The organism is Bacillus pumilus (assembly GCF_024498355.1).
Classification (GTDB): domain Bacteria; phylum Bacillota; class Bacilli; order Bacillales; family Bacillaceae; genus Bacillus; species Bacillus pumilus_P.
Map to the genome: position 1 here is coordinate 2,859,845 of NZ_CP101833.1, position 25,537 is coordinate 2,885,381.

Genomic DNA, 25,537 nt, shown 5'->3' on the forward strand with positions numbered 1-25,537 from the left:
CCTGCAGTTCGCCTTTTTTGTAATATGTTAAGTTTTAGTCATTCAGATACTATCAGTTCAACACTTCAATACTGATCAATCATTTCTTGCAATTGATTCAAATAACTTTCTTTTAATTCATCTGGGTATTCAATTTTCACATGTTGCCCAAATGAGATTAAATAGTGCGTCATATACGATAATTCTTCTTGGTTGTATCCACCCACAATATAAGGAGTATTATCAATGATCTCTAATCTCATATTTGGGTAATGATTCTTCAAAAACTTTTCTTTTCCTTGTTCCGTTAATCGACATTTAAATGAGATATCATGATAAGTTTTTTCGTACTCGAGCTGCAGTTCTTTTAATTCTTCCTTCGTAAAGGTGTCTCTGACTTCTTCTTCAATCATCATGTCCTTCATAAAGTCACATCTATAGATGCCCCACTTTTTATTTTGAACATCATATGCTTGAGTGAACCAAATCCCATTTCGATAAAACAACTCCAGAAATTGCAGCCTGATCCTTTTATTTTCATTTTGAGTGTAAGTCATCTTCACGATTTGATCTTTCATCATCGCCTGCAAAATCAATTCCAAATGATTTTGTTCACTCACTGGCGCGACATTATAATAGTGAATAAAATCCAAAGTCTCCGTGATCCTTTGTTTTCTTTCAACAGACATTGTGGCAAACAGTTTTTGACGAATTTGTGAGTATGATTTTTTAAACGGTGTTGCTGACACTAGGTCTAGCGCTTTAAGCGCGAAAAAAATAGCTTGAACTTCATCTATATTGAAATAAATAGGAACCAATGGAGATTGTTTCACAAGTCGATATCCTCCATGTCTGCCATTTTCAACGTAAAAAGCTAAGCCCATGGACTCTAGCTCTTCCATATCTCTCAAAGCCGTACGTTTAGATATGCCAAATTCGGTTTCTAAATCCTTTAACTGAAAAGAGTATTTATCACTTAAAAAAATAAGCTCTTGGTTTAATCGTTCTGATTTTTTCATTTTGATTTTCCTTCTGAAAAAGGTGACATGTTTTGTCACCTTTTTATTTTATACTCAGTTTATCAAAAGAAAAGGAGCATGCATATGCAAACATTAATCATTAACGCACACCCTGATTTCACTCATAGAGAAAGTTATTCAAACAAACTGCAAGCACTATTTTTAAAACAGTTTAAAGAAAGATTCCCTCATGAAGAACCAACAATTTTACATTTACATGAAACTGAAATTCCTCGTATCGAAAAAGACCAGCTGCTACGTATTTGGAATAAGCAAGCATCTGAACAAACATTAACAGCTACCGAACAAAACATCGCTGCTGCTTCATCTGCTCTATTGGCTCAATTCAAAGCACATCATCGAATCGTGATTGTATCACCTGTTCATAATTTCAATGTGACGTCACGAATGAAGGATTATCTAGACAATATCTTAATCGCTAGAGAAACGTTTAAATATACAGAAGATGGTTCAGTTGGGCTGATGACTGACGATTATCGTGTACTTTTGCTTCAAGCAAGTGGTTCTATCTTTACAAATAACGACCGTTACACCCCGCTAGAATTTTCGCATCATTATTTAAAAGAAATGTTCCAAGAAATCATGGGCTTCAATCAGTTCCATATTGTTCGGGCACAAGGGACAGCCATTTTAGATCAAGATGCTATCTTACAATCTGCATATGACGATATGTCTAAAGCCTTTAATGAGTTTTACTCACCAAGTGGGATTTAACCTCCGTTCTTTTCAAAAAAAGACCAAAAACTTTGGTCTTACCCCTGTCAAGTAGACAAATATAAAAAGCCTAAGCTGCCAGTGTGTGACGGTATTCTACCGGAGCACACTGGTTTAATTTTTTCTGGAATCGATCGTGATTATAGAATTGAATGTATTTTTCTATGCTTTTATGAAGCTCTACTTCCGTTTGACACGAAGAAAAGTAAGCGTTCTCTGTTTTGAGATGAGAGAAAAATGATTCGATACAGGTATTATCCAGGCAGTTTCCCCTTCGTGAATGACTGCCCTTTAAACCAACGTTTTCTAGTCGCTTTTGATATGCTTTTGTTGTGTATTGGAATCCTTGATCTGAATGAAGTACAGCTCCTTTGACATCCCGTTCGGATGTCAAACTCTCCAAGGTCTTCATGACCAGTTCAAGATCATTTCGTTTTGACAGCTTCCATGCGACGATTTCATTGTTATACAGATCTTGTATAGCTGAAAGATAATAGAAGCGATGCTGGCAAGCAATATAGGTAATATCAGTGACATATAACTGATTGTATTGATTCGTTTTAAATTCTCGGTTTAGTCTGTTTGGTTGAACAACTGAAGCCTTTCTTCCAAAATACCGCCGTTTTTTTCGAATGATTGATTGGATGTTCATTTCTTTCATCAGCCTGTAGACACGCTTATGATTGATGTGAAATCCTTCTTTCTTTAAAGCGATTGTCACCCGAGGATAGCCATAGAAGGGACGTGAATGATGAATGGCCATGAGGTGTTCTTTTAAGAGTTGTTCTTTCTGTTGCCGTTCCATTCGCATTCTTTGATTCTTATGCCATTTATAGTACCCAGATCGTGATACTTTGGCGATACAGACGAGCCATGTTAACGGATAAAGGCCCTTTAATTCATGAACAGCTTCAAACCGTGCAGTCTTCAGAATCCGTCCTCCCCGTGAAGATTTGGATAACGCTTTTTTAAGTATTCTACCTGTGCCTTTAAATAATCTCTTTCTTCTTCCACACTTTTAAACGTTAACTTAGGACGTCCACTAAAAGGATTTTCTGACTTTGTATGTTTTCCTCTTTGGTCTTCAAAATATTGTCCTTCACGATATTTTCTGACCCAACTTTTTAGCTGAGTGGAACTTCGGAGACCTAATTCTTCAGATAATGAGCGATAGCTTCTATTTCCTTCTTCGTACATTTTGACAGCTTTCATCTTAAATTCTTTCGTATAGTGTTGAAAGTGTTGTCCTTTTCTCGCCATAAAAAATCCCCTCCCAGTATAGTGTAACAGCCAAGATATGTTCTTGGGCTTTTTACACTGTCTACTTAGAGGGGATAATATCAGTTTTCACTTTCATGAGCGCCTGGTTATTTATTTTGATGACTAATCAACAATACCTCTACCTGTGTCTTAAGGGTTTAATTGGTATATATACCCATTAAATAAAACTAATAATTGGTTTGATAACTAAAAATATCTATGTTATCATAATATTTCAATATATTTCTAACTATAGGAGGTTTTTGTTTATGAAAAAATTATTACTCGTTCCCATTATGTCCCTAGGATTATTTAGTGGAATAACTGATGACGTATCTGCTGCTGAAACAAAAAACCACAATCAAAATCAAACTCTTTCTACTATCATGAATACATCTAGCAGTATTCATGATCAAGCTATTGAACTACAAAATAGAAGTAACGTTAGGTACTCTACCTACAGATCTAACCCTATTAAATATTTTAAATTTTATTTTGATGGTTATTCAGATCTCGGTGTAATACTTAAAAGTGAGCATTCACATAAAATGAGCATATTAAACGGGAAATTTATCCAAGTTGGTTCAGACTTTCACAATTTTGTACTTGCTGAGAATCTAACTTATGGTTGGAATTATATTGAAGTAGTAGATACAAAACCTCGTATTGGCGCATCATACTTTACTTTAGAAATAGATTGGATTTAATTTGTTAGTACATATTTAGAAAAAATACTTTTAAATATATATTTAAATTTGTGCATATAAGACCAAGATGGCAATTAAGCTATCTTGGTCTTACTTTATTTATTACGTCTTTGTTGAATGGTAATATACAACCCTACTAAACGGTCATTTGACATTATTCAAATTGTATATACTTTAAGTTTCAATTAGATATTATAGTCTTTTTAATATCCATTGTAATTAAACCTTCACGTATTTACTTCGTTGTAAAATGATAATTTTAAATCCCTCAAAATTACCACTTGTCATAGTGTTATTATCGAATTTTCTCCAACCAAGATTTATCAATCACCTTTTTATCGACTACTTGTTGAAAATAATCACGTACTGTCCATCTGATAGATTAAAGGTTTTAGTGAAAGATAATGTTGTGCTAAATAAAGATGAAGTAAAAAATTTTAGTTTGGATGAATTAAAACAAATACTCGATTACATAAAAACCTATAAATACCAACGATGCATAGATTATCAATTGTATTATATGCTTATGTACTTTTTGAGCGAAACAGGCTTGCGTATAAGCGAGGCGTTAGCTTTGAAGTGGTGGGATATTGAAGATAATAAAGTGAATGTTGAAAGACAGGTTAGGCCGGATAACAGCAATAAAGTGACTTTAACAACCAAAAAAAGCACATCATCTTATCGCACTATAGGAATAATTGATGCAGTATTAAAAGAACTTAAAAAATTCAAGTTGAAACAGAACGAAATGATATTAAGTAATAAATCATTTAATAAAAATAGTGATAATATCATCTTTCAAAATTATCTTGGCATTTATTTAACGCCTTCTACAGTACGTGAAAGTATTGTAAAAAAGCTGGGGTAGATTATAAAGGAAAGCATTGTTTCAGGACATACTCATGCAGTTTTACCTTTGGAATCAGGAGCCAGTTTAAAATTGTTTCCAACAGATTAGGGCATAAAACAATTAAAACAACTTCTGATACTTACTTAGATATTTCTGAGAAAATAGAAGAAGACGAACTATAAAAGTTCGCCTCCTCTACAAAAGATAAAATATACATCGGCACGTTTTCGGCTCGACCGATTTTCATTATTCTTTCAAAACCTCTAAAACCCCTATATATCAGGCATTTCAGGTGTATTACCCGATACTACCTTCCATCTCGAACTTAATCAATCGGTTCATTTCAACGGCGTATTCCATTGGCAGTTCTTTTGTGAATGGCTCGATGAAGCCCATGACGATCATTTCTGTTGCTTCTTCTTCCGAAATTCCGCGGCTCATCAAGTAGAATAACTGCTCTTCTGATACTTTTGATACCTTCGCTTCGTGCTCTAATGAAATGTTGTCATTTAAGATTTCATTGTAAGGGATCGTATCAGATGTTGATTTGTTATCCATGATGAGTGTGTCACACTCGATGTTGGAGCGTGCACCCTCTGCTTTACGTCCGAAGTGAACGATTCCGCGGTACGTAACTTTACCGCCTTGTTTCGAAATCGATTTCGATACGATCGTTGAAGATGTGTTTGGTGCAAGGTGAATCATTTTCGCACCTGCATCTTGGTGCTGACCTTTACCTGCTAGGGCAATACTTAATGTCATACCACGAGCGCCTTCACCTTTTAGGATGACTGCTGGATATTTCATTGTCAGCTTAGAACCGATGTTTCCATCAATCCATTCCATTGTCGCATTTTCTTCACATACCGTACGTTTTGTCACAAGGTTGAAGACGTTGTTTGCCCAGTTTTGAATCGTTGTATAACGGCAGTAGCCGCCTTTTTTCACGATGATTTCAACAACCGCACTATGAAGTGAATTTGTTGTGTAAACTGGTGCTGTACAGCCTTCTACGTAATGAACATGCGCGCCTTCGTCCACGATGATGAGTGTACGCTCGAACTGACCCATGTTTTCAGAGTTGATACGGAAGTATGCTTGAAGTGGTGTATCTACTTTTACGCCCTTTGGTACGTAGATAAATGAACCACCAGACCATACAGCCGAGTTGAGCGCAGCAAATTTATTGTCCGTCGGCGGAATGACTTTTGCCCAGTGCTCACGGAAGATGTCTTCGTTCTCTTTTAATGCGCTGTCTGTATCTTTAAACACAATCCCTAGGTCTTCAAGGTCTTGCTTCATATTGTGGTACACAACTTCAGATTCATACTGAGCAGATACACCTGCTAAATACTTTTGCTCTGCTTCTGGGATTCCAAGCTTATCAAAGGTTTGTTTGATTTCTTCTGGTACTTCATCCCAAGAACGCTCAGAACGCTCTGATGGCTTTACGTAGTACGTAATTTCATCAAAGTTTAATGCATTTAAATCTCCGCCCCATTGTGGCATCGGCATGTTGTAAAAGTGCTCAAGAGATTTCAAACGGAAGTCGAGCATCCACTGAGGCTCTTCTTTCATACGAGAAATTTCTTCAACGATTTCTTTTGTCAGTCCGCGCTCTGAACGGAAAATGGAAACGTCTTTATCAGAAAAGCCGTATTTATATTCACCAACATCTGGCATTTTTTTAGCCATCCATTTTCACTCCAATCTTATGATTTGCCGTTTTCTTCGGCAGATGCGCCTTTTTCAAGCGCCTTCCAGGATAGTGTTGCACATTTGATGCGCGCTGGGAATTTTGCCACTCCCTGCAGCGCCTCAATGTCACCAAGATCAATGGAAACGTCGTATTCTTTTCCTTGCATCATATCGGAGAAAATCTGAGACATTTTCAAAGCTGTTTCAATATCTTTCCCTTTAATCGCCTGCGTCATCATAGAGGCAGATGCCATAGAAATAGAGCATCCTTCTCCTTCAAATTTCGCATCAGTGACTTTTTGGTCTTCGATTTTCATCGTTAGACGAATGCGGTCACCACACGTTGGGTTGTTCATATCGACGACAATGCTGTCGTTTAACACACCTTTGTTTCTCGGATTTTTATAATGATCCATAATCACTTGTCTGTACAGTGTGTCTAAGTTTACATTAAAAGACATTCGTAAAATACTCCTTTGTCTTACGGAGCGCTGCGATGAGCTCGTCAATCTCTTCTTCTGTATTGTACAGATAGAAGCTTGCTCTTGCAGTCGCTGATACACCAAGCCATTTCATAAGCGGCTGTGCACAGTGATGTCCAGCACGAATGGCTACACCTTCCGTATCCAGAACAGTTGACGCATCATGCGGATGGACGTCGTCTAAGTTAAACGTCACAAGTCCAGCCCGGTGCTGCGGTCCATAAACAGTCGCACCTTCAAGCTCCTTAAAGCGCTCAAGCGCATAAGTGGCAAGCTGATGCTCATAGCGGCTGACTTCCTCCATCCCGATGTCATTTAAGAAATCAATCGCTTTTCCTAGTCCAACTGCTCCTGCAATAATCGGTGTTCCCGCTTCAAATTTCCACGGCAGCTCTTTCCAAGTGGAATCATACAGATCCACAAAGTCGATCATTTCACCGCCAAACTCAGCAGGCTCCATATTATTCAAAAGGTCCTTCTTCCCGTAAAGCACACCGATACCAGTCGGTCCACACATTTTATGCCCAGAGAATGCGAAAAAGTCACAATCTAGATCCTGAACATCAATTTGCATGTGCGGGGTGCTTTGCGCACCATCGACGACAATGATTGCACCATGATCGTGCGCAATTTTGGCGATTTCTTTAATCGGGTTGATGGTTCCTAATACGTTTGAGACGTGTGTGACAGCGACGATTTTCGTTTGATGTGTGATCGTTTGCTTCACATCTTCAAGCGATAGCGTGCCGTCTTCCTGTAACGGAATATATTTCAATGTGGCGCCAGTTGCTTTTGCTGCTTGCTGCCAAGGGATGATATTCGCATGGTGCTCCATGTGCGTAATGACAATCTCATCGCCTTCTTTGAGGTTTGCTCTAGCATAGCTGATCGCCACTGTGTTTAACGCCGTTGTTGTACCTCTAGTAAAAATAATTTCTTGGACAGATGAAGCACGGATGAATGCACGAACTTTCTCTCTCGCACCCTCGTATGCGTCCGTTGCTTTTGTGCCAAGGGTATGAACACCCCGGTGGACGTTCGAGTTGTAAGACCGGTAATACTCATTCATTGCATCAATGACCACTCTTGGTTTTTGAGAAGTTGCTGCACTGTCCAAATACACCAAATCATGTCCGTTCACTTGCTGATGAAGGATTGGAAATTGCTCACGAACGTCTTTGATATTCATTATTTTACTTTCCTTTCAATCACAGAAACGAGCTGCTTTTTAACTCCTTCAATCGGCAGTTCTTTGACAACTGGATTTAAGAAGCCATAAATGACAAGTCTTTCTGCATCTTCTTTGGAAATCCCGCGGCTCATGAGGTAATACAATTGAATTGGATCGACACGCCCAACAGAAGCAGCGTGCCCTGCTGTTACATCATCTTCATCAATTAATAGAATTGGGTTTGCGTCACCGCGTGCTTTCTCACTCAGCATGAGGACACGTGATTCCTGCTCTGCATTTGCCTTCGTTGCGCCATGCTCAATTTTACCGATTCCGTTAAAGATAGAGGATGCTTGATCCTTCATGACACCATGCTTCAAGATATACCCTTCAGAGTTTTTACCGAAGTGGATGATGCTTGTTGTAAAGTTTTCCGTTTGATTGCCCCTGCCGACAACAACTGATTTCGTATCACCGAATGTACCGTCGCCCATGAGCTTTGTGATGTTTTCAGACACTACGTCTCCATCATTCATCAGGCCAAGCGCCCATTCGATTTTACTGTCACGGCCATTTGCCATACCGCGTCTGTTCACATACACTGTGACACCTTCTGCAAGGTTATCTACTGCTCCGTATGTGACGCGAGCGTTTGCTCCTGTGAATACTTCAGAAACGATGTTGAAGATCGCTTCTTCCGGCTTTGCAATACTAATGTAGTTTTCTACATATGTGACAGCACTATGATCGTCCGCTACGACGATGACATGATTGAACAAAGTCGTTTCGTCATTTTCATGAAGGTAGACTGCTTGAATTGGTGCTTCAAGCTCCACATTTTTCGGTACATAGAGGAAAGCTCCGCCATTGACTAAAGCAGCATGTAAAGCTGTTAGTTTATGCTCATCTACTTTCACTCCATCAGTCATGAAGTATTTCTGCACTAGATCTCCATGTTCGCGGATCGCTGTATGAATATCAGTGAAGATCACACCATTGTCTTTTGCTTCAGCTGAAAGAGACAAGTATGCTGGCGTTTGATCACGCTGAATGTAGACCGTCTTGTCTGTGTCATCTAGATCAATCAGCGATTTCACTTCTTCTGGAAGCTCTTCTAGTGATCCAAATGGCGCACTTTCGACTGTATGCTGTTTGAAATTGGTTAAATTCCATTTTGAAATGTTCGTTTTGTCAGGATTTGGCATTGGGAGATCTTCTGCTTTTTCAAGAGCCTGTAAGCGAAGGGAACTCATCCATGCCGGTTCCTGATGCTTCTCGGAGAAGCTTTTGACATAATCTTGATCTACTGATAATTTCGTTTCTAATGTCATCAATAATCCTCCTAACGCTTACGCTTCTTGACCAACAGTTTCGTCTTCAATTCCTAACTCTTTTTTAATCCAGTCATAGCCTTCTGCTTCTAAACGCTGCGCTAGCTCTGGTCCGCCAGATTTCACGATACGTCCTTGCATCATCACATGGACATGATCTGGTGTGATGTAGTTCAGCAGACGCTGATAGTGAGTAATCATTAAGCAGCCGAAACTTTCGCCGCGCATTTTATTAATTCCTTTAGAAACCACTTTCAGGGCATCGATATCAAGTCCAGAATCGATTTCGTCAAGGATGGCGATCTTTGGTTCAATCATCATCAATTGAAGAATTTCGTTACGTTTTTTCTCCCCGCCTGAGAAACCTTCGTTAAGGTAGCGCTGCGCCATGTCTGGGTCCATTTCAAGGAACTCCATGTTTTCGTCCATTTTGCGGATGAATTTCATAAGTGAGATTTCTTCGCCTTCTTCTCTGCGTGCGTTAATGGCAGAACGAAGGAAGTCCGCATTTGTGACACCACTGATTTCAGATGGGTATTGCATGGCAAGGAAAAGACCCGCTTGTGCGCGCTCATCTACTTCCATTTCAAGTACATCTTCGCCATCAAACAAAATGCTGCCTTTTGTTACTTCATATTTCGGGTGACCCATAATTGCAGCAGATAACGTAGATTTACCTGTACCGTTTGGTCCCATTACTGCGTGGAATTCTCCACCTTTTATCTCGAGGTTTACACCCTTTAAGATTTCTTTCCCTTCAATCTCAACGTGCAAGTCCTTAATTGTTAATGTCGAAGCAGTCATATATCGATACCTCCAAAATAATCATTATTCTCAATTTATTCTCATTCTAATTTTATAACAAATTAAAACTGAATACAACACATTCACGATATGCGTGAGAGGATGCTCTCAAAATTCTAACAAAAAATGCAGGTGGATAAAAGGATTTATGTCAAAAAGACTGTTTCCATAAAGAAAGGACGGGAAACTGTTCTCCCCGCCCCTTAGCTATCAATAGCCTCGTATATTCATTTTTGCAAGCTGTCTTTTCTCATCTCGATAGGACTGCTCTCGTTTATATTCCACTTTCATCCGTAAGTCATGGTCTCTTTCATACTCTGCATAGCTCATGCCATGAGATTTATGCATGGCCTTTTCCATCTCGGCGGTATAATCCAATCCCAGTGTACTCTGGTCCGAACAAATAATAAACCATTCCCTTCTTTTAGTGTAGCTTTATTATATCAAAGGCATGCTGCTTCACTCAAAAGGGGTATAACGCGTTATGCTGGCATATTTTCTCACACACTCGGATGAGAAGCACTCAACTCTCCGAGATGGAAAGATACCATGTTTTTCTTCTATTAATGAGTATGTCCTCCAAATTCATCAATACATTGCTGTACGACAGTGATTCCTTGGCTAAGGGCTGCCCCGCCTCCGAACGCTGCCGCCACACTGACGACCTCTAGCAAATTCTCTTCTGTCGCCCCTTGATCGAGCGCTCCCTTTGTATGATAAATCATGCAGTATTCATCCTGTGCATGAATACTGATGCCAAGGGCAATCATTTGTTTTTCTTTTTGCGTTAATGAATCGCTCTGGAAGCACTGCTCTGTAAATTCATTGAATTTCTTCCCAAACACCGGCATTTTCTTCTGAAATTCACCCATTGCGGTTTTATAATCAGTTAGTGATTGCTGCATGGATCCGCTCATATGCTGTTCGTTCATCTTGTTTCCATCCCTTCAGGTCATTTGTACGTTTTTATTATGAGCGAGATTTGAAAAAATACACAAAAAACCTCGCTTTGATGAAAGCGAGGTTTTTTTGTGTATTATTCAGATACAGGCAGAACTGCACCGTCATATTTTTTGTCGATAAATTCTTTGATTTTATCAGAGTGAAGAACTTCCATTAACGTCTTGATCTTATCTGATTTTTCTTCACCTTTGCGAACAGCCACGATGTTTGCATATGGGTTGTTCTTCGTTTGCTCAAGTTCGATTGAATCATTTTTCGGATTCAATTTATTTTGAATCGCATAGTTGACGTTAATAAACACGGCATCGCCTTCACTGTTTTCATAAGCTTTCGCTGTTAGTTCAGGAGCGATTTTTTTGAACTTTAGGTTCTTCGGGTTTTCTTTAATGTTCTTCACTGTTGCGTTGATTGTATCTACTTTTGGATCAAGCTTGATGACACCAGCATTTTGCAGAAGAGCAAGCATACGGCCTTGTTCAGCTACGTTGTTTGTCATGATGATCGTTCCGCCGTTTGGAATATCTTTCACTGATTTGTATTTCTTAGAGTAGATACCGAAAGGCTCTAGGTGAACCGCACCAGCACTTACCAGGTTATAATCTTTGTTAGATTTATTTTCTTCGTTCAAGTAAGGAATATGTTGGAAAAAGTTCGCATCCACTTCTTTTTCAGCTAACGCTTTGTTGTACATTTTATAATCGCTAAGCACTTTCACTTTTAAATCGTAGCCTTTTTCTTTTAGAAGTGGTTTTGCTTCTTCAAGAATCTCGGCATGTGGTGTTTTTGAAGCCGCAACCGTGATGGTTTTGCTTTCGCTTGCGTTATTAGATGAACCGCATGCAGCTAAAATGCCTGCAAATGCTAGAAATAGTGCACTTAAAATCAATTTCTTCATGAATAAATCCTCCCTTAACGTTTATCAATTTTATTTGTAATCAAATCACCGATTATTTGAATAATAAAGACGATGATGAGAATAAACACAGTGGCTACTAGTGTGACATCTGTATTACCAGATTGGTATCCTTCCACATAGGCAAGGTCACCAAGTCCACCTGCTCCAATTGCACCTGCGATCGCAGTAGAGCCAATTAGAGCAATCGCTGTTACGGTAATGCCTGAAATAAGGGCTGGCAGTGATTCTGGCAGCAATACTTTGAAAATAATCGTAGACGTTTTAGCTCCCATAGATCGTGCTGCTTCAATGACTCCTTTGTCTACTTCTCGCAGTGCAATTTCGACAAGACGTGCATAGAAAGGAGCTGACCCAATGACAAGCGCAGGCAGCGCTGCATTTGGACCTAAAATAGTGCCCATTATTAGTTTTGTAAACCCTAATAAAAGAATGATTAAAATGATAAAAGGAATCGATCTGAAAATGTTGACGACTGCCCCAATAACGGTGTTAATCGGTTTATTTTCCCAAAGACCGCCTTTACTAGTCAGAAAGAGCAATAGTCCAAGGATGATACCAATAATAAAAGCAAATGCTAGTGAAATGAGTGTCATGTACACCGTTTCACCCGTTGCATTCCAAATGACATCTAGATCAACGTTCGGAAACCATTTCTCAAACATGTGTCATCACCTCAATTTCAACCTGTTTGCTTTGGATATAGGCGATGGCTTTTTCAACCTCGGTCTCTTCTCCATTAATATGGATAAAGAGTGTTCCAAACGCGCCTTCCTGCGTTTGAGAAATCTTTCCTTGAAGGATGTTCACATCGACCTCAAAAGATCGAACGATTTCAGTGATCAGTGGCTGCTCGGCAGAATCGCCGATAAAGGACAACCGTACCACCTGACCCTCTTTTACTCGCTCTAAGACGTGTTCGATTGTTTCTTTCGCTTCCTCTGGTTCAGCAAGCTGTTTCACAAATCGCTTCGTCATTTCTTCCTTCGGCTGTCTGAAGACGCGTAATACTTCGCCTTCTTCGACAATACGTCCATTCTCCATCACTGCCACACGATGACAGATTTTGCGAATGACGTGCATTTCGTGTGTGATGAGCACAATCGTCAGCCCTAATCGTTTATTGATATCGGCCAAAAGATCAAGGATGGAATCTGTTGTTTGTGGATCAAGTGCAGATGTAGCTTCGTCACATAGAAGAACCTTTGGATCATTGGCTAATGCTCTCGCAATTCCCACACGCTGCTTTTGTCCACCGCTTAGCTGAGAAGGATAAGCATTTTCTTTCCCTTCTAAACCGACCAATTTAATTAGTTCATTTGCACGGGCTCTCCGTTTTGACGTCGGAACACCTGCAATTTCGAGCGGGAACATAATATTTTGTCTTACTGTTCTTGACCAAAGTAGGTTAAAGTGCTGAAAGATCATGCTGATTTCCTGTCTTGCTTTACGAAGTTTCGCATTCGATACTTCATTGATCCGATTGCCTGCCACTTCAACAATTCCTTCTGTTGGCAGCTCCAGACCGTTTAATAGGCGAATAAGAGAGCTTTTGCCCGCGCCGCTATACCCGATAATTCCGAATATTTCACCTTTATCAATATCCAAGTTGACGTCTTTCACTGCGTCAACATTTCCGCTTTTTGAGTAGTACGTTTTTGATACATTCTGTAAATGGATCACAGTCTGCTCACCTGCTTTCTTGCTGAATCTATAGATTGCCATCACATACGTTCATTTATTCTTCGTGCTGTCATGACTCTAGCCTGCTGCTAAGTCAGTAAAAAAGACCTAACTGCAACGCAAGCAGAAAGGCCTTTTATTTCAAATACGCCTTTCTCTCATCTTTCAAAGCGTTGCGGCTTTGAGTGAATTGGCACCAATTTCAGCTATGCTGACGGTTGCCGGGTTTCATAGGGCACGTCCCTCCACCTCTCTTAATAAGAGAAAATATGTTGTTTTATGTGATGTTCATGTTTTTACTAACGTAGAATATCATGCTACCCGAGATATGTCAACGCTGTAAATCGCTAATTTCCAAGTAAACGACTACGTTATCATTTTCCGAAAAAAACCGTTCGTCAGCCAAAGCACAGCCTCTAGTCTGAGAAGCGCGCGGAATGAGCCTTTGACTTTGACTTGTCCCCTGCTGATAAGCTGCTGCAAGGACATGTCTCCATCTAATAATTGTAGAATTTCTTTCCTCTCACCATAGAAGATGAGATCCGATAACTCAATTGCAGGCAGTTTCTTCACTTCACCACGTTCATCCACAATCAATGTACAAGAGTCAGTTTCCGCCTCAAATGTAATCTTCAAGGATGATGAGGAGAGCAGCGGCTTTAACAATAATCGCTGCCCAGCGTTTCCATGGGTTTTCACTTTTTCCACATGTATAACCTCCCTGTCATTTGGTTATACATAACATTTCTCTACAAACATCGGCTTGTCCTTTATAAATAGCTCGACAAATTTTCAAATGAATTGCTTGAAATATGACAAAAAACCGCTTTATTTAGCGGTTTCAATCATTTCATGAAGATATGGAACTGAGTGAAAGGCGTAGCCTTTTTGCACAATCTCACCTTTTTTAAACAGTAGAAAGCAAGGTACACTTTCGATTTCAAATGCTTTCGCAAAGCCTGGTGAGTAGTTTAAATTGTTCTCGTAAAATGGAACATCCGGCTGCATGGCATCTACGACTGTCAGCATTTTCTTTGCCAGCTGGCATGTTCCGCAAAACGGTGTATATAAGTACAAAAGAAATAAATCGTCCTCTATCTCCTTCAATTCATGCTCTTCAATCTCTTTCATATACGTCCACCCTCATAAATATTTCGAATGAACATCAATGTTTGCAGCTAATAGGATAGATGCAATGTGGGCTGACGGTGAAGCGGCCACTTCTCGGTACGTTCTGTCGACAAACAGATGAAGTGCTTCAGGGAATTCTTTTCGAAATTGCTTCCGCAGTTTGTCGCCAGCATCGTCACTGTCTGCTAATATGTAAACGTCTTTTCCGAATAAATCGTCCACGAGCTGATCCAGCTTCGATGTACTGATCGTACCATTGGTGCAAATGATGGTAACAGGTTCACTAATGACTTCTTTTAGCTTTTGTTTGTCTGATTTACCTTCTACAATGATGACCTTTTCTATCTCGACGTTCATCACGATCACCCGGCCCTTTTGACGTTGATTCACTTCTTCCTTAGATTACAATCTTTTATTCAGGTTGTAAAGATTAGGCACTTGATCATCAAAAAGACTGCAGCTTATGCTCACTGCAGCCTTAACTGTGATTAGCACCAGCCATTTTCATCGTCACAGTCTACATATTGTTCTGTCCCGTGGGTCAATGTATCTGACAGACGATAAAAACGATTTTGATCATAGGAATAACCCGATTTTAACTCATATTGATTTTCACTAATCATCGTGCCAATCTCTTCATTTTGATGATAAAGCACCATGCCGCTTTCTTTGAATCGCCCAGTGACATGCTCTGTTATATCCACCTGTTCTTTTTGAAAAGACAAATTGGACACCCCCCATAAAGGTAGAGTGTCCAATTTCACATGAATTAGTCTTCTTTTGTCATTTCTTCGTATTGCTCAGCTGTCATTAAGTTCTCGATTTCAGACGCATCAGCTGGCTCTACAACAATCATCCATGCTTTTTCGTATGGAGAGTCGTTGACGAACTCTGGGCTGTCATCCAGCTCATCGTTTACTTCAACGATTGTGCCGTTGATCGGTGCGTAAAGTTCAGAAACAGTTTTGACTGATTCTACACTTCCGAAAGGCTCGTCCGCTGTGATTTTGTCTCCTACTTCAGGAAGCTCAACGAACACGATATCGCCTAGCTCAGATTGAGCAAAATGCGTAATACCGATACGCACCTTATCTCCTTCTACTTTGACCCATTCATGTTCTTCTGAATAACGTAAATCTTTTGGTGTGCTCATTCAATACCCCTCCAGTCTTTTCTTTCCGTCTATATTGAAGATACCACAATCTGAATGAAAGTTACATCATTTCCAGACGCTTTTAAATGTATCTTCATTAAATCCAACTGTCACTCGTTTGCCGTCTGTTGTAATTGGACGCTTAATCAGCATTCCGTTAGACGCAAGTAATTCGAGCTGCTCGTCCTCTGACATTGCAGGAAGTTGATCTTTCAGCTGCAGCTCTCGGTATTTCTGTCCGCTTGTATTAAAGAATTTCTTCAGCTCTAAACCGCTCTTTTCGTAAAGTGCTTTTAGGGTTTCTTTATCAGGCGTCTCTTCGACGATATGTATGCTGTTGATGTCTTTATTGTGTTCTTCCAGCCACTTTTTTGCTTTTCGGCATGTACCGCAAGATGGGTATTCGTAAAAATCTAAAGCCACCATTTTCACCTCCTGCAAATTGTGACAACATTTTATCACAAAATATTTTAAAAACCTAAATGTATGCTTACAAAAAGGTGCGGAGTACACTCCACACCTTTCGAACCGTTTTTACACGATATATTTCTCTGCTTCAAAGATTCGTTTCGCCACCTCACGCTTTTTAGCAATGACATTGATCGGCGTGAATCTTGTCAGTTTACGAAGGGCTGACAGACTCATACGGAGTGAATCTCCTTCTTCCATCGCGATCAATGATTCTTTTGCGTGGGCTTCAATCTTTAAAAAGGCTTCCTGCGTGAAAATTTGTGTGTAGGCGAGCTTTTGAGCGTTCTTTTCTGGGCCTGATGCAGCGATGGCTTTTTCTGTACGCAGGATCGCCGATTCAGCAGCAAACAGTTCATTGACGATATCTGCTATGTTCACAAGGATTTCTTGCTCTTTGTCTAATGCTTTCCCATATTTCATCGCTGCCATGCCTGCCACCATCAAGGCGATCTTTTTCGCATGGACGAGCAAATATTTTTCTTGATCGAGCGGCTGATCACCTGGTTCTTCCGGCATCATCATCATCAGCTCTTCCTGCAAGGTTTGCGCTTTTTGAAGAAGAGGAAGCTCCCCTTTCATCGCTTTCTTCAAGAATGTGCCTGGTACAAGTAAACGGTTAATTTCGTTCGTTCCTTCAAAAATACGGTTAATTCGTGAGTCACGATAGGCTCTTTCGACTTCGTATTCTTGCATGAAACCATATCCGCCATGAATCTGCACACCTTCATCCACAATGTAATCGAGTGTTTCAGAGCCAAGCACTTTACAAAGAGAGCATTCAATTGCATATTCTGCAATGGATTGCGCAATTTGTTTCCCGTCCTTTTGCTCTTCTTCACTTAATAGACCCATCCGCTGTTCAAATAGCCCCACTGTGCGGTAAACAGCACTTTCCATGGCATAGAGCTTTGCTGACATGTTAGCTGCTTTTTCACCAATTAAGCTAAATTGAGAAATCGGTGTTTTGAACTGCTTACGCTGGTTCGCATATTCTGCTGATAATTGAATGACCCGTTTTGACGCACCGATTGTGCCGACTGCCAGCTTATAGCGTCCGATATTCAAAATGTTAAAGGCAATGACATGGCCTCTGCCTGCTTCACCAAGTAAATTCTCTTTTGGCACTTCGGCATCTTCTAGAATTAACGTTCTCGTCGATGATCCTTTAATGCCCATCTTTTTCTCTTCAGGCCCAGTTTTGACACCTGGAAAATCCTTTTCTACGATAAAAGCAGAGAAGTGTTCACCGTCAATCTTCGCATACACAACAAAGACATCTGCAAATGCGGAGTTCGTGATCCACTGCTTTTCCCCATTGAGGACATAATGTGTTCCAGCTTCATTCAGGACCGCGGTTGTTTTTGCCCCAAGTGCGTCAGAGCCTGAACCTGGCTCCGTTAGTGCGTACGCCGCAATGGTTTCTCCAGAGGCGAGTCCTGGCAGGTACGTTTCCTTTTGCGTTTGATTTCCGAACAGCACGATCGGCAGAGAACCAATGCCAACATGAGCACCATAGGAAAGTGAGAAGCTACCTGCTCTGGCGAATTTTTCAGTAATGATGGCTGAACTGATTTTATCTAACCCGAGTCCACCAAATTCCTCAGGAACGTCCGCTCCAAGCAGTCCAAGCTCTCCAGCCTTTTTTAGAAGCCTGACAGAATGCTCGAATTCATGATTTTCAATTTGATCTATATGCGGGACAACATCTTGTAAAATGTAATCCTCTGTTGTTTTCCCGATCATTTGATGTTCATCAGAGAAATCCTCTGGCGTAAAGATATGCTCATAATTCGTCTCATCAATTAAAAAACTGCCACCCTTTTTCACATCTTCCATTGCTTTCATCCTGTTCTCCCCCTTTAGATCAATTCAAAAATGCCCGCTGCTCCCATGCCCCCACCGATGCACATCGTCACAATGCCAAATTGCTCGTTTCGTCGTTTCATTTCATGAATGAGTGACAGCGTTAGTTTCGTTCCTGTACAGCCGAGCGGATGTCCTAGCGCAATTGCCCCGCCATTGACATTCACCTTCTCTTCATCGATCCCTAAATGACGAATGACTTGAATGGCCTGAGACGCAAACGCTTCGTTTAATTCAAACAGCCCAATGTCCTTCAGCTCAAGCCCAGCGATTTTTAGCGCACGCGGAATCGCTTCAACCGGACCAATTCCCATCACCTCAGGCGGTACACCGCCAACAGCAAACGCTCTAAACTTAGCAAGTGGCTGAAGTGAAAGAGAGGATGCTTTCGCGCGATCCATCATCATCACACACGCCGCGCCATCACTTGTTTGTGAGGAGTTTCCTGCGGTCACCGTTCCTTTTGTTGAGAAAGCAGGTCGTAAGGTTGAGAGAATCTCCTCTGTAGTGCCCGCTCTCACACCTTCATCCTGTGAGAACGTAAATGGATGTTCTTCTAATTGATACTGCTCTCCTACCCGTCTTTCTGTCACATCAACGGGAACAATTTCATCTGAAAATTTCCCCTCCTGCAATGCCTTTGCTGCCTTTTGATGGCTTCTCACCGCAAAAGCATCTTGATCTTGCCGTGTGACCTGATACTTTTGCGCCACTTGCTCCGCTGTATGCCCCATGCTCATATAGTATTCAGGCGCTTGCTCTGCCAAAAGAGCGTTTGGACGAATGGAGTGACCCATCATTGGGACCTGCGACATCGATTCGACGCCTCCGGCTAAAATGGTTTCTGCCTGCCCCAGCATAATCCGTTCACCAGCGTAAGCGATAGACTGAAGACCAGACGAACAGTAGCGGTTAATGGTGATGGCAGGTACGGTATAAGGCAGCCCAGCTAATGCCCCAATATTCCGGGCCACATTTAACCCTTGCTCTGCTTCTGGCGTCGCACATCCGATAATCAAATCATCGATCTGTCCGTCGTAATCACCGGCACGCTTTAGCGTTTCTTTTACACACAATGCGCCCATATCATCAGGTCTGACATGTTTTAATGATCCTTTTTTGGCTTTCCCTACTGGTGTTCTTGCGCCAGCTACAATCACTGCTTCTCTCATTTTGACTCCCCCCTAGTTACGTAAAGGTTTTCCTTTAACGAGCATGTGCTGCATGCGTGCCTGTGATTTCGCTTCTCCTACAAGACTTAAAAAGGCTTCCCTTTCAAGCTCTAATAAGTATTGTTCATCCACCTCTGTACCAAATGACAATTTGCCGCCAGAAATGACATGGGCTAGTTTTTTCGCAATGGTCATGTCATGGTCTGAAATGTATCCAGACAATCTCATATTTTCAGCAGCCAGCACCATCGCTGCGTATCCTGTTTCCCCCATAACGGGCACCTTTTGCTTAAGCGGCGCACGATAACCCGCTTCATCAAGAGAAAGAACGAGTTGTTTCGCATCATGGATTAAATGATCACCATTCATGCTGATCCGGTCATTCACGCGGAGCATCTTCATATCACGCGCTTCCTCTGCTGATGTAGATACCTTTGCCATCGCAATGGCTTCAAAGGTTTGCAGTGTAGCATCTTGTATCGCAGTTGCAGAAGGCTTTCCCGCTCCTTGCAGATGGCGAATATAGAGTTCTTTGTTTCCGCCTCCGCCTGGTATCAGTCCGACCCCCGCTTCCACAAGTCCCATATACGTTTCACTGGACGCTTGGATAGCGGCTGCCGGAAGACAAAGCTCAGTCCCTCCGCCAAGCGTCATGCCAAACGGTGCAGCAACAACTGGTCGGTCACTATACTTCACCTTCATCATCGCCTGCTGGAACCTGCGAATAACAAAATCAATTTCAAAGAAGTTGTCGTCCTGTGCTTCCATTAAAATTAGGGCAAGATTGGCACCAACACAGAAGTTCTTTCCTTGGTTACCGATGACAAGCCCTTTATAATTCTTTTCCGTTTCATCTACAGCACGATTGATCATATCAATGACATCAAGCCCAATTGCATTGCTTTTCGAATGGAATTCAAGTAAGGCAACATCATCACCGATATCGATCAAGCTCGCACCCGTATTTTTGAAAATGACATCGTGTTTCTTTTTCAATCTAGCTAACGAAATATTTTTGTCGTTTCCTTCTTCCTGTTCATAAGCGCCTTTTTGATAAAATGCACGCTCTCCTTCGGCATTTTCTTGATAGAACGTGTCATGTCCTTCTGAAAGCATATCTTGCACCCACGACGGGATGCTATGCCCTTCTGCTTCCATTCGGTTGACGGCTTTGTTCACACCAATCGCATCCCACAGCTCGAATGGCCCATGCTGCCAGCCAAATCCCCATTTCATGGCGTTATCGATGGACTGAATATCATCCGCAATGTCGCCTTTTAGATGAGCTGAATAAAGAAGCACAGGTGCTGTCATATTCCAGAGCAATTGCCCAGCACGCCCGTCTTGATAAATAAGCGCTTTCAATTTCGCTTTTGTTCCCTTTTGCTGCTTGGCAATGTCAATGCCCGGGTCCTTCAGCTTCGTCCGTTCTCCGTATGTGAGTGTCACAGGATCAAGCTCTAAAATGGTCTTCCCGTTTTTTTGGTAGAACCCTTGCCCTGCTTTACTGCCAATCCACCCTTTTTCGAGCATTCTTTCAATAAACTCAGGCAGCTGGAAAATATCCTTCTCCTTTCCTTCTACCTGTTCATACACATTGCGGGCTACATGAGAAAATGTGTCGAGTCCGACCACATCAAGTGTACGGAAGGTTGCACTTTTCGGTCTGCCTATGAGTGGTCCTGTGACAGAATCCACTTCTCCGATTGTATATTTGTTCTCAAGCATTTCTCGCACTGTGACAAGAAGTCCATAAGTCCCAATGCGGTTGGCAATAAAGTTCGGCGTATCTTTCGCTTCGACAACGCCCTTGCCGAGTACATCCTCACCAAATGTTTTCATATATGAAAGTACTTCTGGATCTGTTTCTTGAATAGGAATGATTTCTAAGAGCTTTAAATAACGGGCTGGGTTAAAAAAATGAGTGCCTAAGAAGTGGCGTTTAAAATCATCTGATCGGCCTTCTGTCATTTTTTCAACAGAAATACCGGATGTATTACTTGATACGATGCTGCCTTCTTTGCGGTGTTCGTCGATGAGAGAGAATACGTGTTGTTTAATGCTGAGCTTTTCAGTGACGACTTCGATGATCCAGTCAGCGTCATGTAATAAGGAAAGGTGATCTGTGAGATTTCCTGGTGTGATGTATGATAGGTTTTTCGCTGAAGTAAGAGGTGCTGGCTTTTGCTTTAACAATTTTTTCATCGCTTCTTGACTTAATCTATTTCGAACACTAGGGTGATCAAGCGTTCGCTTTTTTGCCGTTTCTTCCTTTGTCAGTTCATTTGGCACAATATCTAGCAATGTTACTGGTATCCCGATATTGGCTAGATGTGCAGCAATGCCTGAGCCCATGACACCTGAACCAATGACAGCCGCCTTGCGAATATGTTTGCACATAAATATCCCCCTAAACATTTTGAATGAACAGTCATTCATTTTTTGTCCAAAAAAAAGCAATACCTCTTTCTTTATCTTAAAAGATTTTCCGAAACAGTTCAATAGCAGATTTCAAAAATTTACACATTCTCATGTGCCTCACTTTACAGCGTATGAATTAAAGACGAGAGGGAATTGTAAGAATGGAGGTGATGTCCACATGTCTCGTTTGAAGAAAAACCCATCGAAAGCAGGCGTAAGTGCTGCAAGTGTAAAAGGAAACGCAGGTCCATCACAGGAAGCAGACCTAGGCGGAAAAAAGACCAGTCAAAATCAGCAATATAAAAAGAATCAGTAAAGAAACAAAATCGTAAGGAGGAACACATCTTGAACAATCAGCAAATGAATATGCCCCCACAGGTCATTTCAGTAAAGGATTCTTTGTACTTAGAGGATATGCTGAACTGGAATTTGATTGCCATGAAAAAAGCTCATTTTATGGCCGAGCATTGTCAGGACCAAACATTGAAACAAGAATTAAATCAAGTTGGCCAAATGCACCATCAGCATTACACACAAATTCTTCAGCATTTAGGCAGCTCAGGGCAAGGCCAGTCTACTGGCTTTATGCAATAGGAGGAAAATAACATGGAACAGCAAAACCAACAAAAAATCGGGAATCCACAAACCCCGGTTCCCACGACAACAAACATGAATGATCGTGATTTTATCACGGATCTCTTGTCGACTGAAAAGTATATGACAAGCGGATACAACACAGCACTCAATGAATTCAGTCATGAATCTCTTTACCAAGATATTCAGCGAATTGCGCTCGAAACACAGAAAACACAAAGACATTTATATGATGTCATGTTCAGATATGGCTGGTATTCTGTTGAAGCGGCTGACCAGCAAAAGCTACAGCAGGCACACCAGAAATTCCAGCAAACACTGACAGATCAATCTCCATACGGATCATCACAGATGTCATAAAGAGAAAAACTGTCAGTATGATGCTGGCAGTTTTTTAGCGGTCTTTTTTGGCTCGATGAGCTTCATTCAGTTGTTTGATCCGCTGAATGGTTTCTTTGATCTCTTCTTTTGCCTCTGGATACGTTTCGTTAAAATGCTTTGCTAAAGGCGGCATGCTTTTGGCAATATGCGAGTAGATCACCCACTGTTTCACATCTTTTTTCAGTGCTTCGGTCGTTTCACCAAGCAGCAGTTCTGTATATTTATCAAGCAAGCCTTCAAGCTTTTCGTCTAATTCATTTCCCATTCATTTTCCGCTCCCTTTTTCAGAAAAAAGCCTGACTCTGTGAGTGACAGATGTCAGGCTTTTGACATACGATTATCTTGCAGCAAGAAATGTCTCGGCTTGCGCTTGTTGCACAATACAGCGTCCTCTGCCATGCGGAATACATAATGGTGTTCCGAATAAAGGATCTGTTGTCACTTGGCAATTCATATCAAAGACATTTTTCACGAGATCACAATTAATGACGGTTTCCGGTCTACCTTCTGCATAAATCGTCTTGTCTTTAATCGCTACAAGATGATGAGCATATCTGCATGCGAGATTGAGGTCATGAAGAACCATCACAATCGTGCGCTGCTCTTTTTCATTTAAGTCAAAAAGAAGGTCAAGGATTTCAATTTGATGCGTCATGTCTAAATACGTCGTTGGTTCATCTAACAAGATAATATCCGTCTCCTGCGCTAACGTCATCGCAATCCATGCACGCTGCCTTTGTCCACCTGATAATGAATCAACCGTTCGATCAGCGAGGTCTTCCATCTTTGTTGACTTCAGTGCGCGATTCACCGCTTCTTCGTCTTGCTTCGACCACTGCTTCAGCCAATTTTGATAAGGATATCTCCCTTGCTTCACTAGCTGATGCACGGTTAATCCTTCTGGTGCTTCTGGCCCTTGTGGAAGAATGGCGAGCTGTTTCGCTACTTCCTTTGTTGGTAATTTTGCAATGGAATGACCTTCAAGCAGGACAGAACCGCCCATTGGCTTCATGAGACGGGCCAAAGAGCGAAGTAGCGTGGATTTACCGCATCCATTGCTGCCAATAAATACTGTGATTTCACCCTTAGGGATTGATACATTTAGTTCATCTATGATCATTGTTTCTCCGTAGCCTAAGCTTAAACCTTCAGTAGAAATGGCACTCATTCCGCTCAAACGCTCCTTTTCTCATGCAAATTTTTTATATTGAATATCGTCTATGTATAGACGGAAAAGATCACTTATCTCAATTTAGTGTATCAGATTTAAGTGATCTTGAAAATCATTTTCAATTAAAAAATGAGAAAGTCTCGTTTACTTCTTCTTTTGGAATGTACGTTTTGTCCCATCTTCGAGCTTTATATCGACCTGAATCCGCTGATAATCGTCATCTAAATTAAAAGCAGCTAATAGTTCATTTACATACGCTTCATTCATCTTTGCGCTAGGAATAGACATATCATTTAGCTTCATCTTCATCTCTCGCAAAGCTTCTTCTCCTTCATAGCGGACACCATTCATATGGTCTCGAATGAGCGCTTCTTCTTTGCCGCTCGCCTGACGGTAGGTGGCTTCGTATAATTCACTTTTATGTCCATATTGTACATGCAGGTGCAGATGCTGAAATGGCAGTTCCTTCATTTGAACAGCCGACAAACTCTCTGCTTCTGCTTCATTTGTATGCTGTAACGGTTCGATTGATTGACAGCCGGACAGCATAAAGAGCAGCACTCCTATTAGTCCCGCCTTCTTCCAACACATCATGTGTTTCCTCCTATTTCACATCATCGTTTTTTATTCTTCTCCAAGCTTCTTTTCGTTATTCAACTAAACAGTGTGTTATGGTAAATGAAAACAAAAAATATACGTCAAAAGGAGAACCGGATGATGAAAAAAACAGCCATTGTGACTGGTGCCAATAGCGGCTTTGGAAAACTTATCACGATGCGCCTCGCTAAGCAAGGCTATACAGTGATTGCTGGTGTCAGGCAGGAAGCCAATGCCAAAAAGCTCACCGAAGAAATGAAGCAAGCCTCTTTATCCGAATCTATACATATTGAAGCATTAGACGTGGCTGACACGCAGTCGATTCAAGCATTTAAGAAAAAACTGGATGCCTATGCACCCATTACCCTGCTCGTGAACAATGCAGGGACCGCCTATGCTGGCTTTGCTGAAGAGGTACCTATTGACACGTACCGCCAGCAGTTCGAGGTGAATGTCTTTGGTGTGATGGAAATGACACAAGCGGTTCTTCCGTTTATGACAAGCGGTGCAAAGATATTCAATATGAGCAGCATCAGCGGATTAATGGGAATGCCCGCACTTTCTCCATATGTATCCTCCAAGTTTGCTTTGGAGGGCTATACAGAGAGCTTGCGCATTGAACTGGCCTCGTTCGGTATACAGGCGGCCTTGATCGAGCCGGGCTCTTTCCAAACAAATATTTGGAACACCTCCATGAACGAACAGATGATTCAGCCAGCGGAAGATTCTAAATACACAAGCATCTATCAAAAGATGATGGGTTATTTCGATGCCCAGAAATCAAACTACGGAGATCCTCGTGAAGTCGCGGAGCTCGTTGTCACACTTGCAGAAAAGAAACAGCTGAAACAGCTAAGATATCTTGTTGGGAAAGGCGTTAGACTTTCATTTACAGCAAAGCAGCTCTTGCCTTGGAACTTGTGGGAAAAAATCATCTTACGTACACTCTCATCAAAAAAATAAGCACAAAAAAAACAGGTGGGCCTTT

General features: G+C 41.2%; 31 protein-coding genes and 1 riboswitch. Of the genes, 7 read left to right on the top strand and 24 right to left on the bottom strand.

The window, feature by feature from the left end:
* Window positions 1-65: 65 nt before the first annotated feature.
* A complete protein-coding gene (locus NPA43_RS14680; protein WP_256498999.1) occupies window positions 66-998 on the bottom strand; it encodes a helix-turn-helix transcriptional regulator in 933 nt (310 codons plus the stop codon).
* An 84-nt stretch (window positions 999-1,082) separates the two neighbouring features.
* Here NPA43_RS14680 and NPA43_RS14685 point away from each other — a divergent pair, with 84 nt between their 5' ends.
* Window positions 1,083-1,733: an FMN-dependent NADH-azoreductase gene (locus NPA43_RS14685; protein ID WP_256499000.1), complete on the top strand. Its 651-nt coding sequence runs from the start codon at window positions 1,083-1,085 to the stop codon at window positions 1,731-1,733.
* 70 nt (window positions 1,734-1,803) lie between these two features.
* Here NPA43_RS14685 and NPA43_RS14690 read toward each other — a convergent pair.
* Window positions 1,804-2,993, bottom strand: a protein-coding gene (locus NPA43_RS14690) for an IS3 family transposase (RefSeq protein WP_256499001.1) whose coding sequence is annotated in 2 segments (ribosomal slippage) — window positions 1,804-2,693 and window positions 2,693-2,993 — 1,191 coding nt in all. Because the reading frame shifts where the segments join, the coding sequence is not laid out codon by codon here.
* 269 nt (window positions 2,994-3,262) lie between these two features.
* Between NPA43_RS14690 and NPA43_RS14695 the strand changes: the two genes are divergently transcribed.
* Both NPA43_RS14695 and NPA43_RS14700 read left to right on the top strand, forming a co-directional pair.
* Window positions 3,263-3,700: a hypothetical protein gene (locus NPA43_RS14695; protein ID WP_249704887.1), complete on the top strand. Its 438-nt coding sequence runs from the start codon at window positions 3,263-3,265 to the stop codon at window positions 3,698-3,700.
* A gap of 394 nt (window positions 3,701-4,094) precedes the next feature.
* Window positions 4,095-4,568, top strand: a complete 474-nt coding sequence (locus tag NPA43_RS14700; RefSeq protein ID WP_249704888.1) for a tyrosine-type recombinase/integrase — start codon at window positions 4,095-4,097, stop codon at window positions 4,566-4,568.
* A 279-nt stretch (window positions 4,569-4,847) separates the two neighbouring features.
* On the opposite strand, the gene sufB is transcribed toward NPA43_RS14700, so the two are convergent.
* The 19 genes from sufB to NPA43_RS14795 form a co-directional block, all read right to left on the bottom strand.
* Window positions 4,848-6,245 (bottom strand): Fe-S cluster assembly protein SufB, encoded by a 1,398-nt coding sequence (gene sufB, locus NPA43_RS14705; RefSeq protein WP_007500362.1) that lies wholly within the window; start codon window positions 6,243-6,245, stop codon window positions 4,848-4,850.
* 17 nt (window positions 6,246-6,262) lie between these two features.
* Complete coding sequence (gene sufU / locus NPA43_RS14710; protein ID WP_256499002.1) at window positions 6,263-6,709, bottom strand: Fe-S cluster assembly sulfur transfer protein SufU; 447 nt, start codon at window positions 6,707-6,709, stop codon at window positions 6,263-6,265.
* Window positions 6,699-7,919 carry a cysteine desulfurase gene (locus tag NPA43_RS14715; protein ID WP_003213010.1) on the bottom strand — a complete coding sequence of 407 codons (1,221 nt, stop codon included), beginning with the start codon at window positions 7,917-7,919 and terminating at the stop codon, window positions 6,699-6,701. The genes sufU and NPA43_RS14715 overlap by 11 nt, the downstream gene beginning before the upstream one ends.
* The gene (gene sufD, locus NPA43_RS14720; protein WP_256499003.1) at window positions 7,919-9,232 is read right to left on the bottom strand and encodes a Fe-S cluster assembly protein SufD; all 1,314 of its coding nucleotides are present in this window, start codon (window positions 9,230-9,232) and stop codon (window positions 7,919-7,921) included. Before sufD ends, NPA43_RS14715 begins: the two co-directional genes overlap by 1 nt.
* Window positions 9,233-9,250: 18 nt before the next feature.
* Window positions 9,251-10,036: a Fe-S cluster assembly ATPase SufC gene (gene sufC / locus NPA43_RS14725; RefSeq protein WP_099727012.1), complete on the bottom strand. Its 786-nt coding sequence runs from the start codon at window positions 10,034-10,036 to the stop codon at window positions 9,251-9,253.
* 210 nt (window positions 10,037-10,246) lie between these two features.
* The gene (locus NPA43_RS14730) at window positions 10,247-10,384 is read right to left on the bottom strand and encodes a YuzK family famiily protein (RefSeq protein WP_167331417.1); all 138 of its coding nucleotides are present in this window, start codon (window positions 10,382-10,384) and stop codon (window positions 10,247-10,249) included.
* 215 nt (window positions 10,385-10,599) lie between these two features.
* Entirely contained in the window at window positions 10,600-10,968 is a 369-nt protein-coding gene (locus NPA43_RS14735; protein WP_099727011.1) for a carboxymuconolactone decarboxylase family protein, read from the bottom strand.
* 104 nt (window positions 10,969-11,072) lie between these two features.
* The gene (gene metQ, locus NPA43_RS14740; RefSeq protein ID WP_099727009.1) at window positions 11,073-11,894 is read right to left on the bottom strand and encodes a methionine ABC transporter substrate-binding lipoprotein MetQ; all 822 of its coding nucleotides are present in this window, start codon (window positions 11,892-11,894) and stop codon (window positions 11,073-11,075) included.
* Between the two features lie 14 nt (window positions 11,895-11,908).
* The gene (locus NPA43_RS14745; RefSeq protein WP_099727008.1) at window positions 11,909-12,577 is read right to left on the bottom strand and encodes a methionine ABC transporter permease; all 669 of its coding nucleotides are present in this window, start codon (window positions 12,575-12,577) and stop codon (window positions 11,909-11,911) included.
* A complete protein-coding gene (locus tag NPA43_RS14750) occupies window positions 12,570-13,595 on the bottom strand; it encodes a methionine ABC transporter ATP-binding protein (RefSeq protein WP_099727007.1) in 1,026 nt (341 codons plus the stop codon). The genes NPA43_RS14745 and NPA43_RS14750 overlap by 8 nt, the downstream gene beginning before the upstream one ends.
* A gap of 155 nt (window positions 13,596-13,750) precedes the next feature.
* Window positions 13,751-13,859, bottom strand: a riboswitch (SAM riboswitch).
* 102 nt (window positions 13,860-13,961) lie between these two features.
* Window positions 13,962-14,303 carry an SCP2 sterol-binding domain-containing protein gene (locus tag NPA43_RS14755; RefSeq protein WP_099727006.1) on the bottom strand — a complete coding sequence of 114 codons (342 nt, stop codon included), beginning with the start codon at window positions 14,301-14,303 and terminating at the stop codon, window positions 13,962-13,964.
* Between the two features lie 120 nt (window positions 14,304-14,423).
* Window positions 14,424-14,726 carry a thioredoxin family protein gene (locus NPA43_RS14760; protein WP_099727005.1) on the bottom strand — a complete coding sequence of 101 codons (303 nt, stop codon included), beginning with the start codon at window positions 14,724-14,726 and terminating at the stop codon, window positions 14,424-14,426.
* A gap of 12 nt (window positions 14,727-14,738) precedes the next feature.
* Window positions 14,739-15,083, bottom strand: a complete 345-nt coding sequence (locus NPA43_RS14765; protein ID WP_008347035.1) for a toprim domain-containing protein — start codon at window positions 15,081-15,083, stop codon at window positions 14,739-14,741.
* Between the two features lie 131 nt (window positions 15,084-15,214).
* A complete protein-coding gene (locus NPA43_RS14770; protein ID WP_034316955.1) occupies window positions 15,215-15,451 on the bottom strand; it encodes a YusG family protein in 237 nt (78 codons plus the stop codon).
* A gap of 44 nt (window positions 15,452-15,495) precedes the next feature.
* Window positions 15,496-15,879: a glycine cleavage system protein GcvH gene (gene gcvH, locus NPA43_RS14775; protein WP_008347039.1), complete on the bottom strand. Its 384-nt coding sequence runs from the start codon at window positions 15,877-15,879 to the stop codon at window positions 15,496-15,498.
* Window positions 15,880-15,945: 66 nt separating this feature from the next.
* On the bottom strand, window positions 15,946-16,302 hold the full coding sequence (locus NPA43_RS14780; RefSeq protein WP_034317446.1) for an arsenate reductase family protein: 357 nt from the start codon (window positions 16,300-16,302) through the stop codon (window positions 15,946-15,948).
* 111 nt (window positions 16,303-16,413) lie between these two features.
* Window positions 16,414-18,195 carry an acyl-CoA dehydrogenase family protein gene (locus NPA43_RS14785; protein ID WP_099727004.1) on the bottom strand — a complete coding sequence of 594 codons (1,782 nt, stop codon included), beginning with the start codon at window positions 18,193-18,195 and terminating at the stop codon, window positions 16,414-16,416.
* Between the two features lie 14 nt (window positions 18,196-18,209).
* Window positions 18,210-19,385, bottom strand: a complete 1,176-nt coding sequence (locus tag NPA43_RS14790) for an acetyl-CoA C-acetyltransferase (RefSeq protein WP_099727003.1) — start codon at window positions 19,383-19,385, stop codon at window positions 18,210-18,212.
* Window positions 19,386-19,397: 12 nt separating this feature from the next.
* Complete coding sequence (locus NPA43_RS14795) at window positions 19,398-21,785, bottom strand: 3-hydroxyacyl-CoA dehydrogenase/enoyl-CoA hydratase family protein (RefSeq protein WP_099727002.1); 2,388 nt, start codon at window positions 21,783-21,785, stop codon at window positions 19,398-19,400.
* 199 nt (window positions 21,786-21,984) lie between these two features.
* On the opposite strand from NPA43_RS14795, the gene NPA43_RS14800 reads away from it, so the two are divergent.
* The 3 genes from NPA43_RS14800 to NPA43_RS14810 are packed head-to-tail and all read left to right on the top strand — an operon-like array spanning window position 21,985 to window position 22,760.
* Window positions 21,985-22,122, top strand: coding sequence for a YuzL family protein (locus NPA43_RS14800; protein ID WP_003212904.1), 138 nt, complete (start codon window positions 21,985-21,987; stop codon window positions 22,120-22,122).
* Between the two features lie 26 nt (window positions 22,123-22,148).
* Window positions 22,149-22,400 (top strand): hypothetical protein, encoded by a 252-nt coding sequence (locus NPA43_RS14805; RefSeq protein WP_223249598.1) that lies wholly within the window; start codon window positions 22,149-22,151, stop codon window positions 22,398-22,400.
* A gap of 12 nt (window positions 22,401-22,412) precedes the next feature.
* Entirely contained in the window at window positions 22,413-22,760 is a 348-nt protein-coding gene (locus tag NPA43_RS14810; protein WP_230030765.1) for a spore coat protein, read from the top strand.
* A gap of 34 nt (window positions 22,761-22,794) precedes the next feature.
* Here the strand turns inward: NPA43_RS14810 and NPA43_RS14815 are convergent, their stop codons facing one another.
* The 3 genes from NPA43_RS14815 to NPA43_RS14825 all read right to left on the bottom strand — a co-directional run bounded on the left by NPA43_RS14815 (window position 22,795) and on the right by NPA43_RS14825 (window position 24,543).
* Complete coding sequence (locus NPA43_RS14815; RefSeq protein ID WP_249704895.1) at window positions 22,795-23,046, bottom strand: YusU family protein; 252 nt, start codon at window positions 23,044-23,046, stop codon at window positions 22,795-22,797.
* 72 nt (window positions 23,047-23,118) lie between these two features.
* Window positions 23,119-23,949 (bottom strand): ABC transporter ATP-binding protein, encoded by an 831-nt coding sequence (locus tag NPA43_RS14820; RefSeq protein ID WP_003213584.1) that lies wholly within the window; start codon window positions 23,947-23,949, stop codon window positions 23,119-23,121.
* A gap of 147 nt (window positions 23,950-24,096) precedes the next feature.
* Entirely contained in the window at window positions 24,097-24,543 is a 447-nt protein-coding gene (locus NPA43_RS14825; protein WP_230030763.1) for a YusW family protein, read from the bottom strand.
* 123 nt (window positions 24,544-24,666) lie between these two features.
* On the opposite strand from NPA43_RS14825, the gene NPA43_RS14830 reads away from it, so the two are divergent.
* Entirely contained in the window at window positions 24,667-25,512 is an 846-nt protein-coding gene (locus NPA43_RS14830) for an oxidoreductase (RefSeq protein ID WP_256499004.1), read from the top strand.
* Window positions 25,513-25,537 lie beyond the last annotated feature (25 nt).

Excerpts from the sequence above, each read along its gene's own strand:
- sufD (WP_256499003.1), bottom strand. The coding sequence starts at position 9,232 with ATGACATTAGAAACGAAATTATCAGTAGATCAAGATTATGTCAAAAGC.
- NPA43_RS14785 (WP_099727004.1), bottom strand. The coding sequence starts at position 18,195 with ATGAAAGCAATGGAAGATGTGAAAAAGGGTGGCAGTTTTTTAATTGAT.
- NPA43_RS14680 (WP_256498999.1), bottom strand. The coding sequence starts at position 998 with ATGAAAAAATCAGAACGATTAAACCAAGAGCTTATTTTTTTAAGTGAT.
- NPA43_RS14685 (WP_256499000.1), top strand. The coding sequence starts at position 1,083 with ATGCAAACATTAATCATTAACGCACACCCTGATTTCACTCATAGAGAA.
- NPA43_RS14800 (WP_003212904.1), top strand. The coding sequence starts at position 21,985 with ATGTCTCGTTTGAAGAAAAACCCATCGAAAGCAGGCGTAAGTGCTGCA.
- NPA43_RS14795 (WP_099727002.1), bottom strand. The coding sequence starts at position 21,785 with ATGTGCAAACATATTCGCAAGGCGGCTGTCATTGGTTCAGGTGTCATG.
- sufC (WP_099727012.1), bottom strand. The coding sequence starts at position 10,036 with ATGACTGCTTCGACATTAACAATTAAGGACTTGCACGTTGAGATTGAA.
- NPA43_RS14815 (WP_249704895.1), bottom strand. The coding sequence starts at position 23,046 with ATGGGAAATGAATTAGACGAAAAGCTTGAAGGCTTGCTTGATAAATAT.
- NPA43_RS14765 (WP_008347035.1), bottom strand. The coding sequence starts at position 15,083 with ATGAACGTCGAGATAGAAAAGGTCATCATTGTAGAAGGTAAATCAGAC.
- NPA43_RS14730 (WP_167331417.1), bottom strand. The coding sequence starts at position 10,384 with ATGCATAAATCTCATGGCATGAGCTATGCAGAGTATGAAAGAGACCAT.
- NPA43_RS14745 (WP_099727008.1), bottom strand. The coding sequence starts at position 12,577 with ATGTTTGAGAAATGGTTTCCGAACGTTGATCTAGATGTCATTTGGAAT.
- metQ (WP_099727009.1), bottom strand. The coding sequence starts at position 11,894 with ATGAAGAAATTGATTTTAAGTGCACTATTTCTAGCATTTGCAGGCATT.
- sufB (WP_007500362.1), bottom strand. The coding sequence starts at position 6,245 with ATGGCTAAAAAAATGCCAGATGTTGGTGAATATAAATACGGCTTTTCT.
- NPA43_RS14830 (WP_256499004.1), top strand. The coding sequence starts at position 24,667 with ATGATGAAAAAAACAGCCATTGTGACTGGTGCCAATAGCGGCTTTGGA.
- NPA43_RS14790 (WP_099727003.1), bottom strand. The coding sequence starts at position 19,385 with ATGAGAGAAGCAGTGATTGTAGCTGGCGCAAGAACACCAGTAGGGAAA.
- gcvH (WP_008347039.1), bottom strand. The coding sequence starts at position 15,879 with ATGAGCACACCAAAAGATTTACGTTATTCAGAAGAACATGAATGGGTC.
- NPA43_RS14810 (WP_230030765.1), top strand. The coding sequence starts at position 22,413 with ATGGAACAGCAAAACCAACAAAAAATCGGGAATCCACAAACCCCGGTT.
- NPA43_RS14825 (WP_230030763.1), bottom strand. The coding sequence starts at position 24,543 with ATGTGTTGGAAGAAGGCGGGACTAATAGGAGTGCTGCTCTTTATGCTG.
- sufU (WP_256499002.1), bottom strand. The coding sequence starts at position 6,709 with ATGTCTTTTAATGTAAACTTAGACACACTGTACAGACAAGTGATTATG.
- NPA43_RS14760 (WP_099727005.1), bottom strand. The coding sequence starts at position 14,726 with ATGAAAGAGATTGAAGAGCATGAATTGAAGGAGATAGAGGACGATTTA.
- NPA43_RS14715 (WP_003213010.1), bottom strand. The coding sequence starts at position 7,919 with ATGAATATCAAAGACGTTCGTGAGCAATTTCCAATCCTTCATCAGCAA.
- NPA43_RS14695 (WP_249704887.1), top strand. The coding sequence starts at position 3,263 with ATGAAAAAATTATTACTCGTTCCCATTATGTCCCTAGGATTATTTAGT.
- NPA43_RS14735 (WP_099727011.1), bottom strand. The coding sequence starts at position 10,968 with ATGAACGAACAGCATATGAGCGGATCCATGCAGCAATCACTAACTGAT.
- NPA43_RS14820 (WP_003213584.1), bottom strand. The coding sequence starts at position 23,949 with ATGAGTGCCATTTCTACTGAAGGTTTAAGCTTAGGCTACGGAGAAACA.